This window comes from Vibrio sp. 1751, assembly GCF_033339895.1.
GTDB classification, from domain to species: domain Bacteria; phylum Pseudomonadota; class Gammaproteobacteria; order Enterobacterales; family Vibrionaceae; genus Vibrio; species Vibrio alginolyticus.
The window spans coordinates 1-13,469 of sequence record NZ_JAWOVM010000098.1 but is presented as its reverse complement, the minus strand read 5'-3'; the positions used below and the strand labels follow the sequence as shown (position 1 = coordinate 13,469).

Here is a 13,469-nt window from a genome sequence, read left to right as displayed (position 1 = left end):
CCAGGCTCAAGTCGAATATCTGGCTCAGCATGCGATTTACCTTATTCAAGGTTATGTTTACGCTAAACCAGAGCCCCTGACTAACCTTGCAAGCGCTTAACAGCCATAATGTCAAAACGTACCGTTTTAAAGGTGTCAGTTGCCTAGGTTAGCGCTGATTTCTGCTGATGGGGTTACACTTGAGGATTCCTAACACTCTCATTACTTCTAGAGTGTTAGGAATTAACGTTACTTAGGAGGAGAGTGCGGCTCTTTTCGTTTTGATTGACGTAATGAGCTGAGGTAGTAATGACATTACGATCATTCCTAGCATTAAGCTGTATTGCAGAGGAGTGAACGTTTCCCCCAATAGCAGTAGGCCCGAAACAATGCCTGCGACAGGGTTTGCAATACCACCAAAGGTAAAATCTACGACCGACATCCGCTGTAATAACCATACATACATGCCATACCCTAATGCGGTGTTCAGAATAACTACCCACAGTAACCCTAGAATATTCGTCATGGATACGTCCTGAACGACCGTAGCATATGGCTCTGGATTGTTTATCGCCAGCACACTTGTTGCGCTAGACATAATCACGCCACCCAAAATGAGCTGCCATGTTAGCACTGTCCACCAGTGCATTTTTGTACCTAGTGACTTTGTTACGCTACTTCCTATCACGATGCACATAATGGCGGAGATCATCGCAAGTAAGCCCACGGGTTCGAGAGAAATAGAGCTAGGATCAAATAAGAACCAAGCTAAAGCAATCAAAGTTGCGCCGCTTATCGCTTGAATGCCACTAGGCTGACGTTTGTAGACTGCCCAACCAAACAGCATCGCAAAAACGGGGACCGAAACCATACCAACACCAGAGATGGCAGAAGGAAGCGTCAACGCCATGACAAAAATGAGACCAAAGAAGCAAGCGATGTTGATGGTTCCTAAAACAAGCAGCACTTTCCACTCACTTCTTTTTGGAAACGAGGGCTTTATTGCCAGCAACAAAAGACCCGCAGGCAGTGCCCTTAGAGCGCCAAGTAAAACGGGAGGCCAGTCCGGTAGAGTAAACTGAGTAACAGCGTAAGTCGTCCCCCAAAAAAAGGCAGGAATCATCGCAAGTAAAATGTTCATGTTAAATATCTTTATGTAGAGATAATTAAATGTAACGATATCGGCAAGGTGGCTTTTTGTAAAGTATCTTTATGTTAAAATAAAAAATATATGATGTTTGGAGAGAAATAATGGATGCAATTGATAGAGTGGTAGAGCAGTGGGCTAGGGAGAAGCCAGACCTCGACACTGAACCGATGGCAATAATGGGTCGACTAATGCGAATTGCAAAACACATGGAATCTAGGGTCGCCGAGCTACATAAGAAGTACGATCTGAAAATGGGTGAATTTGATGTGTTAGCGACACTGCGTCGAGCTGGTTCACCATATTGTCTTACTCCCTCAGCGTTAATAGAGTCGATGATGCTCACTTCGGGTGCGATGACTAATCGCTTAGATAAACTAGAGAAGAAAGGGTTTATCACCAGAACCCATAGTAAAGAAGACCGACGTAGCGTCACCGTTGAACTAACAGGGCAAGGCTTAACCTTAATTGACAAGCTAATTTTGGAGCATGTAGACGTTCAGCAATCGTTATTGCATGGTTTAGAAGGCAATGAAAAAGAACAGGTTAACCAGGCGTTAAGATTGCTATTGCCACAATTTGAATGAGAACGCAGAAGGAGGCAGGGGATATGAAAAGCAAAGAACTAGAACAATACTTAAGTACCTTCATGTGTGCAGAAAGCGATTTCCCATTTGGGCCTGAAGCGCTTGTATACAAAATCAAAGGCAAGATGTTTGCCATCATTGCAGAGAGAAACGGTCGGGAGTATGTCAGCGTAAAAGTAAAACCAGAAGATGGAGAAGTCTTAACGTCGCAGTTTACGGATATTATCCCGGGTTATCACTTAAATAAGCGTCATTGGATAACGGTTTATTTTAACGGTGATGTCGAGGATGGGTTGATTCAAGACTTGTGTGAACGTTCTTATGCTCTTGTCGTTGCCAAGCTGCCGAAAGCACAACGAGCGTTGCTTGGTGAGTAATCGGCAACGCACTGGCCTCTGTTGTTTTGTCGCTCGTTGCTCGTAGCCTTTACGGAAAAATTCGCACCTTTTTCATCCTCGGGCTATATAAGAATAAGAAGGTGGAAAAGGGGAATGATATGCGAGCATTATCTGAATGGCTAAAAGAATACGGGGAGAGTCACCAAAACCCTATCAACCAAAAGATTCACACAATCGCAGTTCCAGGTATTTACCTTTCTGTGGTTGGACTTATTTGGTCGATTCCCCAGATTTCATTATTAGGCTTCGAACTTAATTGGGTTTGGGTAGCGGTGATCCCCACTTGGGTTTTCTATTTTCGTTTGTCTCTGAGCGTATTCATGATGATGATCGGCTACACATTAGCGTGCATTGGCCTTATTTGGTCTCTAGAGGTATTGATGTTGCCCGTTCTGCATATTTCTATGCTCTTGTTTGGTGTATTGTGGATATTGCAATTTATCGGTCACAAGATTGAAGGTAAAAAACCGTCGTTTTTTGAGGATTTACAGTTTTTACTCATCGGCCCGATTTGGGTGTTCAGAAAACACTAGCGATAAGCAAAATCACGCATCATCCGAATGACACAAGACATATAACGTTCAGAGATTATGTAGCTCTTACTACAGAATACCTCACCTTCTTATTGCCACGACAAGCATTCACTTTAGATACGCACTATGATTAAAGAGGTGCCAACGCACTTTACGCTATCGAGATACTTAAACTTACGGCAAGTTTACTTTAGGGGGATGAATGTACGACCGACAATATAAATATGCCTATTGGAGAGAAGAGCGTAAAAAAGGCAAATGGCACTATATATTAAAGTCCTTCTTTATGATTTGTTGTGCATTACTGCTTGGTAAAGTCATCGGTTTGTTCATTTTTGGAGAGCTGCATTCTTTAAGCGACATTTGGGAACAACTCCCTGCGGATGTTTTTATTATGATGCTCGTGGGCTTCCCAATTAGTGTCCTTGGTTGGTACCACGAAGAGTCAAAGTTTTTCCGGGCACTGCGACGCAAAGAAAAGCGGTTAAAAGGCAATCAAAACAAACCGAAATAGAGTAACCTTTGTCTCTGTTTGGATTGCCACTTACCTATCTGATCGATTCTATCCCTTCCAGTCGTTTAGCGTTTAGTTACGTGTTGCAAAAAGCCTTCTTAATACAACAGCCCCCAGTGTTGTGGAAATTGGTACTGTAAGAAACATTAAAAAACGAAGTTGAGCATTAGCGTATAAAGGCTCGCACTGTCATCCTTTGGGGCTGATGAAAACGCGCCAGAGCTATTATTGTAGGCGTTGAACCTTTGCCATTCTGCATTCAGGGAAACGTTGTAATCTAGGTCGTATCTCAACCCGAGTAAGAAACTGTCTCCACTTTTTTTATCCCGACTATTAAACTGCTGACCGTAAACAATATAAGGAGTCAGCTTGTTTACATTATAACTTGTTGTCGCGTACCAAGATGAGGAAAGATTGCTGGTCTGTCCTTCTGCCATAATCACAATGTTATCGAGCTCGTATCTTAACCCTAGAGAGAACAGATCGATCGTGTTGTTTTTTTCTGTTTCAACTAGACGGTCAATGATTGTGGTTCCGCCACCGGGAGTGGACTGCTCAATGTTAGAGAGCGTCGTTGTTTGATCATAATCGCCGTGGAGGTAGGAAAAATTCCAACGATAGCTCTCTCCGCTTAGCGTTAAGTTCATCCCTGCAGTATTGTTTGACTCAATTTCCAATTCAGTACGTTCATTGATGGTTACGTCACTATTGTCTTTAAACCCGACAAACGGCATGGCGGTAAGTACGGTTTGCTCATTAAGGTCATGAATCCAGCGTGCAGATAGGCCGTTATAAGCCGTGATACCTAGAATGCTGTCATATACCTCATTCGGTGGGCGGGCTTGGGTAAAAGCGTGGCCGACATAGTTGTACTCAGACATCAAAAACAGTGGCAGTCTTAAGCGTCCTCCTCGTATTTCTATGTTTTTATAGGTATAAGCCAAATACGCCCACTCGAGCTGAGGCGAGCTCCAATGGTCTTGCGGGCGCTTTACGACTTGTGCGGATGCCCGAAATGCCTTGTGAAAATAATCGAGCTGCATGCCGAAAGTGGTATCGCAATCGAAACAAGATTCATCGCCAATAAAGCGGTTAACTAGTACCGTAGTTGGATTATCGGATTTTGCCCACGACGTAGAGCCAAAACCACTTAAAGAAAGTTGTTCTGTTAGTTCAATCGTGGCTGAGCTCGGAAAGGTCGCGATACTCAGCGATAACATGGTTAAATATTTTTTCATATCAATTCTCCGAGCTAACCACACATAAAACATGAGCATTACTAGGGACGCTCGATGTTGGGGCATAACCAATTCTATTCGGCTTCTCTTGCATCCATGCTATGAGGTCATCAATGCTGGAGCGTGCAATCACTTTTGGCGGTCTAGCTTTACCTGAAAAAGACAAGCTTGCCCAATGCGCGTTCATTTGCGCTAAATTTTTGTTGAGAAGATAACGATAGAACTCAGCTCTTTCTGTTGATGTCGCAGGCCAGTCAGAGAGTTCAATTCGCTGGCCTTGTAAAAGTTGCGTCTTCCCTCTGTACAACTTTCGCGCTTTATTGACAGTGAGCGGAGAGAATTCGTCATTAAATGAGAAAACGGCGTAGCTCTCTGCAGCGAGAGCTTGGCAATTTAATGAAAGAAGGGCAATCAGAATAAACAGATAGCGTTTTATGTAACGCAAAGGAAAAGCAACGCGAGAATGATTTCTACTCATAGAATCCACCTACATTGCTTGTTCAATTTGATACAACAGTTTTTCTTTGCGCACAGGCTTTGGTACGTAGGCATCCATTCCTGAATCAAAGCAGCGTTGAATATCATCATCAACGACGCTTGCTGTTAATGCGATAATGGGCGTCTTAGCTAATCCTTTACTCGCTTCATAAGCTCTAATTTGCCTAGAAGCTTCAAACCCATCCATTATGGGCATCATGCAATCCATCAAAATAACATCAAACTTTCCATCTTTTTGGAACATTTCGACTGCAATTTGTCCGTTTTCTGCGACTTCGAATTGATAGCCTGCTTTAGATAGCAATAGAGAAGCCACTTTCTGGTTCACTCTATTGTCTTCGACAAGCAAGATACGTTCGGAGCGAATAGGCGTTACCGTTGCTTCTGGTTGCTCTGAACTCGCAGGTAGTTTATGAGTTGTATCGAGAGTAGTGTTCTCTTGGTGTGGTTCAGCAGGCGTCGTGTTGGAAACACGTAACCCAATTGCCTTATCTAACTTCTCTTTAAGCAACCCTGCTTTAAACGGTTTGGGCACATAGTCATCCATTCCAACGTCAAAGCATTTTTGTATATCGTCATCGACCACACTTGCCGTTAGAGCAATAATCGGAATTCTGAAAGCGCGTTTTTCTTTTACTTCTATTTGACGAATTATTTGGGTGGCTTCAAATCCATCCATTACGGGCATCATGCAGTCCATTAAAATTAGGCTGTATTGATTCTGTTGAAATTTATCAACCGCTTCTTGTCCGTTTACTGCGACATCAAAGTCGAAGCCAGCTTTTGTGACGTGTAGCCCCGCGATTTTTTGATTGACCGTATTGTCATCAACGACCAAAATTTTCGGCAAAGATTTAACATGTTGCGCTGAAATGCTCTCTTGTTGTGCGTGCGAGAAATTTGCCGCACAACTTTCAAGTGCTTTAATTAAGCGCTGCCCTAGTAGTGGCTGAGTGACCAAGGCGCTGATACTACTTCTAAAGTCGAATTGTGGGCTATGAAGGTGCTTGATGAGGCAGACACGAATGTTTCGTTTACAAAGGCTTTCTATCTCATCGATATGCATCGCCGCTGCATTTGGTGATCCTTCTACATGAATAACGATAACGCGCTCGTTATCAATCCACGTTGGCAACGCACTTAAGGTATCTACTGACTGCGTTATATTGATGTTGAAAAAACTTAACTCGTTACGCAGTTTTTGTTCTAGTTGAGTACTGCTGCATACAATCCATATGTCGTTGTGATTCAGAGCGTGATAAGCGTTAAACTCTTGCGTCACAACAGGAGCAGTTAGTTCAAAGAAGAAGCGACTGCCTTTACCTTTCTCGGATTCAAGTTGAATTTCTCCACCCATTAGCTCAACTAATTGCGTGCTAATGGCAAGCCCAAGTCCAGTTCCCCCAAATTGTCGGGTAGTAGAGTTATCCTCTTGGGCAAATGGAGCAAATATTTTCTTTTGCTGCTGGGCATCAATACCAATCCCAGAATCTTTAACGGAAAACTCGATGACCGCTTCACCATTTTTTATTTCGCGGGTGATGACCGATAGCTCTACACTGCCTTGTTCGGTAAATTTTACCGCGTTAGACATGAAGTTCATGACAACTTGGCGTATACGATGGTCATCCAACATTACGTGGTAAGGCGTGTTACGGCTAATGTTGACTTGCACATCGATGCCTTTTTCCTTTGCTTTCGGTGAAATGATAGAAGCAATGTCATAGATAGACTCTCGAACACAAGTTGAATGTGGGCTAATGAGCAACATCCCAGATTCAATTTTTGAGAAGTCTAGAACGTCATTAATTAAACTCAAAAGCAGTTGGGAGGAGGTTTCAATCGTATCGACGTAATCGCGTTGTGTGGCAGTCAGGGAAGTATCGGATAACACTTCAGAGATGCCAATAACGCCATTTAGCGGCGTGCGGATCTCGTGGGACATGTTGGCCAAAAAGCTACTTTTGGCTTTACTCGCCTTAATTGCATCATCTTTTGCTTGTTCTGCATCTTCTTTAGCTTGTGTGAGCTTTAGTCTGGACAACATCCGCTCATCACTAAGCTTTTTTACCTCTCGAGCAAACTTACTCAGCTCGTCTTTACCCTTTATTAGTTGAGCAAGAGGTGAATTTTCAGTGTTACTTTGTTCATTGCTTTCGTTACTGAGAAATTTGAGGACTAGATTCAAGTTTCCAGTAACTTTTCGCACCAATCTTAGCGTTAAACTTACGACCAACAGCGTTAAAAGGCTCATCATTGCGATAAAGGTAAAGCGGTGCTGTGTCGTCGTGTTGATTGTCTTTGATATATCATCACTCAGCTGCTGTTCCATTTTGTCGTCAACACTTTGTAATAACGATAAGCGTTTGTTGAGTGCAGATAACCCCGCATCAATCTCATCCGGGGTTAATGATTTGAGTTGAGCTGGTTGCAATAAATAAGCACGAAACTCTTGGCTTTTGATAAAGACTTCACCCGTAAACGTCTCAATGAGCAGATCTACTTGTTGTTGATTGGCATTTAGCGTCACAAAACGCTCTAGAAATAGTTGTTGGTTCTGGATTAAAGATTGGATAGAAGCCTGTGTTGTGAGGTCATACTCGTTATTTTCCTCTGAAGATCGAATCAAATATTCGCTTAATCTATGCTCTTCAGTGGACCAAAACATCAACCATTCAAGTTGCATCAAAGAAGAAAGGTGAGTGTTTGTTTCATAACTCACATTTCTAAAATAGACTTTGTCTAAGCTCATGAGGATTTCTTTGAACGTATCAGCGCGCCACTCTGCCGCATCTAACTTTTCTTCTTGATTTTGCGAAGAGAGCATCGAGAGGGTTGCTTCCTCAAAGCTTGTCAACTGGTTTAGTATCTCAGCGTTTTCACCGAATACTGGTGCTGCAGTGTCGCGTAACAATTGAGATATCTGCTGAGTTTTTAGTTGCTTATCTATTACATCAGGGTTATTCGGTAGGTGATAAAGAGAAGATACGCGGTCTATGTAGACAGAGAATAACTGTGCTTTTTGTAGTTCCTGAGCCTGGATAGAAAGGCTTTGTACATGTTTACCCGCGAGGACAAGCAACAATAAAATTGGCAGCAAAACCAACCCAAATAGCTTTTGTTTTACCGACAGGTTGTTCCAAGAAAAGATTCCTACCACGCGCATTTCCATATCCAAGAAGTTGATATGAAAAGTGTAGTTTATTTATCTCAGATGTTAGATTTTAAGAGAAAATTCATATTAATGAGGTGGGGGAAGTGTGACCGATATTGCATTACGAGTACTAACGCGCTAAGCGGCAATAGTTAACAAAACGGCGTTCTAAGCAAAGTGATTGACGCTTTGAGCGCCACTCCCTCGTTGGTATTCAAATGCAATCAATTCCTCGGCAGGTACAGGTCTACCTAAGAAAAAACCTTGTACGACGTCACAGTGGAGAGACTCCATTCGTGTGAGTTGAGTTTGAGTTTCTACGCCTTCGGCTACTACTTTCATTCTTAGGTTGTGAGCCATGGATACAATCGCGCGAACTAATGAATCGTCTTGATCGCTTTTTCGGATTTGAGCGATAAATGAACGATCAATCTTGAGCCCGTCAAAAGCCATATGTTGTAGGTAGGCAAGGGCTGAATACCCCGTACCAAAGTCATCTAGCCAAACTTCCACTCCGATACTTTGTAGTTTTTTAAGCACATATTGAGCTTTCTCTGTATCATCAATAAAAAGTGACTCTGTCACTTCAACATGAATGGTTTGAGGGGCGACATCATGTCGTCGTAAATACTTAGAAAATAATTGACTTAAATCTTGGCGATAGATTTGTCTTGGGGACAAGTTTAATGCGATGTGAAAATCCGTACCGAAATGTTCTGCCCACATTGCCCGCTGAGCAATTGCCGTCTCAATGATATGTTCTCCAAGCTCCAATATTAAATCACTTTGCTCTGCGATCGGGATAAACGATTCTGGACTGATATAGCCTTTCTCGGGATGATTCCACCTAACCAATGCTTCGACCCCAATTAGGCGATAGGTTTTTAGATCAAATTGTGGTTGATACCACAGCTCGAATTGAGACAAATCACGTACTGAACGACGCAGTTCTCGTTCTATGTATAAACGTTGTTTAATCGTTTCATCAAACGTGGAATCGTATATCGTCATAATGTCTTTACCGCGTCTTTTAGATTCCTGCGCCGCAAGAGAGGAAAGCTGTAAAAGAGACTCAGCGTTTGAACCAAATTCTGGATACACAGCAATTCCGAGGCTTGCCGTAATTTGAATATCGTTCTCTTCCAAACTAAAGGGAGAGAGTAGTTGGCGATGAATAGCGTGTGCTTTTTCTCTAGCTTCATGATTGTCCGAGCACGGAAAGGCCAGTACAAATTCGTCCGCACCAACTCGACTTACGATGGTAGAAAGGCGGTAAAGCGGCTTAAAATAACTCGGCAAACGGCCTTGAAGCTCTGAAGCAAGATGGCCTAGCAATTTATCCCCAATGTTATGTCCGTAGTTATCGTTAATGTGCTTAAAGTCATCCAAGTCAATAAACACAACCGCAAGTGAGGGGGATTTGTGGTCAGTTATTTGCGTTTGAATATCAATGAGTAACTTTTCTCGGTTTGGCAGGGAAGTCAGAATATCGTGGTACGCCATGAACTCAACTCGGCTGGTGTATCGGTTCACTTTGTTTGACATTTTGTTGTACGCCGAAATAAGTTCTCCCACTTCATCTTTGCTTTGTATGTCGGTGACTGGCAGCGCTTGGGTATTTGACTCTGAAAATTGATCTTTTAGTTGCTTGAGTGGCTTAGTTAACGACCGCCCCAAAGCATAAGCGATGATGCTACCGAATAGAACGGATATCCCACTGATCGTTAGCAGCAAGTTAAACATCTTCTGTTTATCGTTTGAGGTAATCGCTTGGACTTGTTCAATGTTCTGTTCTTTCTCTTCCAGTAGATGTATCAAGTTAAGCTCAAGATATACCGCCCCAAGAGTAATGTTTGATTGCTGAATCGGCGCTGCGATCTCCAACTGATGCTTGGAAAAGGAAACGAGAGTTCTGGATTCTTCTATTGCTTTCAAAATAAAAGGAGAGCGGTCATGAGGTTGGGCAAACATCCTTAGCTGAGTAGTACCGTCGTGAAAGATTAGCCCTTCATTGTCAACAACATGTATTTTCGAGACATCTGGCTGGCTCAATGTTGCCTTAATTTGCTCATACGCTTGACTGATATTGTCTGTATAGAGTGGATCAAAAAGCTGTTTTGATAATAGCTCTGCATAAACCAACCCTTTTTGCTTAACGTAAGATTCTGTTTTTTCTTGAGAGTTGTTCGTGATTTGTTGAGTTAAGCTATTTGAATACGCATCGTAACCGTGCATGTATAACGCAAGATTTATCACCACAACAAACAAGACAACGAACATTGTCGAGCAAATGTATTTGGTTTCGAGTGAGAGCTTTTGAAACATCAATCCACCTTCGGTAACAAGTGAACTGACTTGCGCACTGTACTTAAGGAGGCTCGCATTTCTGGAGTAAGCGCGCTGAATTTTTTGGTGTTCTGAAACTTTTTAAGTGCGAGAGAGCCTTCGTGAGTTGTATCCATATCAAGCAGTATTGACGTGATTTTACGCTGTTGCTCTAGGCTCATGCTTGGAGAAGCGAGAATTAAATCCCTGGGTATTTCAACAGAACGAGAAAAAATCGCTAGTTTGTCTTTCATGTTCTCTGGCAAATCTTTGGGATTGTTCCAGTTGAAGTTACTGAATGCTCCTGCTGCAACTCTCTGTTTATATACCCATACAGATAGGTTGATTTCATTTGACTGAGCGAGTTGCTCATCAAGGAATAAATAACCAATGCTGTCTTTGGCCGGTTTGTCATCAGGAGAGGGAAGGTATTGCAGTTTTTCTCCGTGATTCAGCAATGTAATCGCAGGTAGGTAATAGCTGCTGGTAGACGTGCGCTTTTCGAAAACAAGCGTTTTTCCGCGCAGGTCAGAAAATGACTCAATGCCACTCTCTTTATTAGTAAAGAACACCGTATGATATTTTTGCAGGCCTTTTTTCCATCGTATAGCAAGGATTTGGCTATTAGACTCCTTTTCTAAGGTCATCGCATTAAAGGGGGTCGCCGTTGCAATTTGAACGGTGCCATTTTCAAGCGCAACCGCGAGCTGACGATAATTTTTAAATACCTTTACCGCCCCTTTTGCGTAACCATATTCAGCCATATTTTCAGTTACATACTGGGTAAGGGGCGTCGCTTTTTTGATTTTGCTTTGGGCTTTATTCGACACAATGCCAAACGTGAATGTTTTCTCAATATTATCTTGTGCACTGACGACAAAAGGTGAACTCAGCAAAGTGAGTAATAACAGAGTGCAGGCAGGTTTCATCCGGCTTCAACTTCCTTCTGGTGCATGTCAGTAATATTTAGTATTTATCAATGTGCCGAAATCAATCTTAAAAACAGTATGATGTACAAATTTCGTTGTGTGCGCACTTTTTATAATGTGACTTGGTCACTTATTCCGTTCAAATAGTACCGAATTTGACGTTTATGTACAGGATGAATGTATCACCGTGAGTCTGAATTCACCGGATTCTTGGTCAAGCGCAGTATTGGCTGTGAGCTAATGCGCCTTATGTATCGCTATTTTGTACTAAGAAAATTTTTCCAACTGTTTTTGATACTTTTTCTCGAGAGCTTCATTGCCTGCTGCACGTTCAACTTGAATCATGAGTTGCAAAGAGGGCTTCTTCACGCCATACATTTGATTGAATCTCATTAATCGAATTCTAGCTTCAGTATAATCACCGCTATCAATTTCTATTTTAGCGAGTTGCAAAATCGATTTTGGTCTATGGGGGTCATGATCGATAGCTCTAGTAAAGTAGTATCTCGCTTTGTCTTTATCTTGTGATTTTAGCGCACAAAAAGCTGCATTCTCATAGCTCGCTGGAATAAGGTAGTAATAAGGCTGCTCAATGGCTCGATTAAACATCTGATCGGCTTTTTCGAAGTCACCTCGCTTGCAAAGAAAAGTACCGTAGTTATTGAGCACATTTCCGTTTTTAGTGTGTTGGCGTAGAGAGCGTTTATACATCTGTTCGGCTTTAATATCTTCACCAACCGTTTCGTAGTAGTGAGCCATAGATAATTGCGCGCGATAGTATTGAGGTGCGTGGTTTAAGGCTTGTTGTAAGTTATCATGCGCGCGAATCATGTTACCGCCGTCTAAATAACCTAAGCCAAGTGCGATACGTGATTCTGCCATTGCCACAGGATCGGCTTTAACGACAGGGCTTCCATCTTCTTTCACCGTCACGCAACCCACGAGTGCAAACTGAGACAATAATATTAGTGCACCGAGCTTTGCTGTTTTCATTCTTTATCCCTACATCCCTGAATCTTTCTGCATGATATGAATTACTTAGCAAAAACCTATTGAGGAAAAAACACTATGCGATCAGGTTTGCAAACTGTTATGAAAAAGCCGCCATATGGCGGCTTGGTTCACATATTACATTTCGGTAATGATGAGTGCTTTGTTTGCTTATTTTGAAGCTAATCGTCTTTAGTGAAAGCATCTTCACTGAAGTGATCGAGGTCGTACGGTGTTTGCTGATAAACACAGTAGTTCAGCCAGTTTAAAAAGAGGAGGTGTCCATGGCTTCTCCAGCTTGCAATTGGTGGGTTATCTGGGTTGTTGTTTGGGTAATAGTTGACAGGAATAGCGGGCTCCATACCTTCGCTTAAATCTCGGATATATTCATTATGTAAGGTGTGAGAATCATACTCAGGGTGTCCTGTGACAAAGACATTGCGTTTGTCTTTTGTGGTGGCTAAGTACACACCTGCGACATCCGATGTCGCTAAAATGTCTAAGTCAGTATGCTCTTCTAGAAAGTGAGGCGAAAAATCTGCGTAACGCGAGTGAGGAGCCAAAAACGTGTCATCAAATCCACGTAAGATAGGGTGAAATTGATGATGGATTTGGTGATGATACACGCCTGAAAGTTTTTCTTTACGCGTTTTTTTAGGTAGATCGTAGAGTAGCTTTAGTCCCGCTTGCGCAGCCCAGCAAACATAAAGAGTGGATGTCACATGATCTTTTGCCCACTCCATGATGGTTTTGAGATGATCCCAATAAATGACATCTTCAAATTGTACCAAACCTAATGGAGCCCCAGTAATGATCATGCCATCGAAGTTTTTATCTCGCACCATTTCAAATTGGCGATAAAACGTGTCTAAATGTTCAGTTGGCGTATTTTTACTCGGGCGGTTATCAATGCGCAGTAATTCGACGTTAACCTGTAGTGGGCTGTTTGAGAGTAGACGCAGAAACTGAGTTTCAGTCTCTATTTTTTTTGGCATCAGATTAAGGATCAGCACTCTTAAAGGACGTATTTCCTGACTCGCTGCACGCGTTTCACTCATCACGAAGATGTTTTCTGTCCTTAATACATCGGTAGCTGGTAATTGATCTGGAATTCTAATTGGCACGACTTTCTCTCCCTAAGTATAGTCAATCTAGACGTCTATACTTCTAAAGCTAA

General features: G+C 42.3%; 12 protein-coding genes. 4 read left to right on the top strand and 8 right to left on the bottom strand.

The window, feature by feature from the left end; translation table 11 throughout:
- Positions 1-232: 232 nt before the first annotated feature.
- Complete coding sequence (locus R7041_RS20285) at positions 233-1,120, bottom strand: DMT family transporter (RefSeq protein ID WP_258478817.1); 888 nt, start codon at positions 1,118-1,120, stop codon at positions 233-235.
- Positions 1,121-1,230: 110 nt separating this feature from the next.
- On the opposite strand from R7041_RS20285, the gene R7041_RS20280 reads away from it, so the two are divergent.
- From R7041_RS20280 to R7041_RS20265, 4 genes are all read left to right on the top strand, one after another.
- Positions 1,231-1,713 (top strand): MarR family winged helix-turn-helix transcriptional regulator, encoded by a 483-nt coding sequence (locus R7041_RS20280; protein ID WP_258478816.1) that lies wholly within the window; start codon positions 1,231-1,233, stop codon positions 1,711-1,713.
- Between the two features lie 23 nt (positions 1,714-1,736).
- Positions 1,737-2,090: an MmcQ/YjbR family DNA-binding protein gene (locus R7041_RS20275; protein ID WP_017633985.1), complete on the top strand. Its 354-nt coding sequence runs from the start codon at positions 1,737-1,739 to the stop codon at positions 2,088-2,090.
- Between the two features lie 119 nt (positions 2,091-2,209).
- Positions 2,210-2,644: a DUF962 domain-containing protein gene (locus R7041_RS20270; protein ID WP_005377800.1), complete on the top strand. Its 435-nt coding sequence runs from the start codon at positions 2,210-2,212 to the stop codon at positions 2,642-2,644.
- 202 nt (positions 2,645-2,846) lie between these two features.
- Positions 2,847-3,158 carry a hypothetical protein gene (locus tag R7041_RS20265; RefSeq protein WP_005377799.1) on the top strand — a complete coding sequence of 104 codons (312 nt, stop codon included), beginning with the start codon at positions 2,847-2,849 and terminating at the stop codon, positions 3,156-3,158.
- A gap of 146 nt (positions 3,159-3,304) precedes the next feature.
- Here the strand turns inward: R7041_RS20265 and R7041_RS20260 are convergent, their stop codons facing one another.
- From R7041_RS20260 to metA, 7 genes are all read right to left on the bottom strand, one after another.
- Positions 3,305-4,396 (bottom strand): sulfate ABC transporter permease, encoded by a 1,092-nt coding sequence (locus R7041_RS20260; protein ID WP_136976944.1) that lies wholly within the window; start codon positions 4,394-4,396, stop codon positions 3,305-3,307.
- A gap of 1 nt (position 4,397) precedes the next feature.
- Positions 4,398-4,874, bottom strand: coding sequence for a hypothetical protein (locus R7041_RS20255; RefSeq protein ID WP_017633987.1), 477 nt, complete (start codon positions 4,872-4,874; stop codon positions 4,398-4,400).
- A 9-nt stretch (positions 4,875-4,883) separates the two neighbouring features.
- The gene (locus tag R7041_RS20250) at positions 4,884-8,060 is read right to left on the bottom strand and encodes a response regulator (RefSeq protein WP_081048881.1); all 3,177 of its coding nucleotides are present in this window, start codon (positions 8,058-8,060) and stop codon (positions 4,884-4,886) included.
- 156 nt (positions 8,061-8,216) lie between these two features.
- Positions 8,217-10,373, bottom strand: coding sequence for a GGDEF domain-containing phosphodiesterase (locus R7041_RS20245; RefSeq protein ID WP_064368222.1), 2,157 nt, complete (start codon positions 10,371-10,373; stop codon positions 8,217-8,219).
- A complete protein-coding gene (locus R7041_RS20240) occupies positions 10,373-11,302 on the bottom strand; it encodes a phosphate/phosphite/phosphonate ABC transporter substrate-binding protein (RefSeq protein ID WP_064368225.1) in 930 nt (309 codons plus the stop codon). The genes R7041_RS20245 and R7041_RS20240 overlap by 1 nt, the downstream gene beginning before the upstream one ends.
- Positions 11,303-11,569: 267 nt before the next feature.
- Complete coding sequence (pilW, locus tag R7041_RS20235; protein WP_213910014.1) at positions 11,570-12,295, bottom strand: type IV pilus biogenesis/stability protein PilW; 726 nt, start codon at positions 12,293-12,295, stop codon at positions 11,570-11,572.
- Positions 12,296-12,474: 179 nt separating this feature from the next.
- On the bottom strand, positions 12,475-13,416 hold the full coding sequence (gene metA, locus R7041_RS20230) for a homoserine O-acetyltransferase MetA (RefSeq protein WP_005377792.1): 942 nt from the start codon (positions 13,414-13,416) through the stop codon (positions 12,475-12,477).
- Positions 13,417-13,469: the final 53 nt, after the last annotated feature.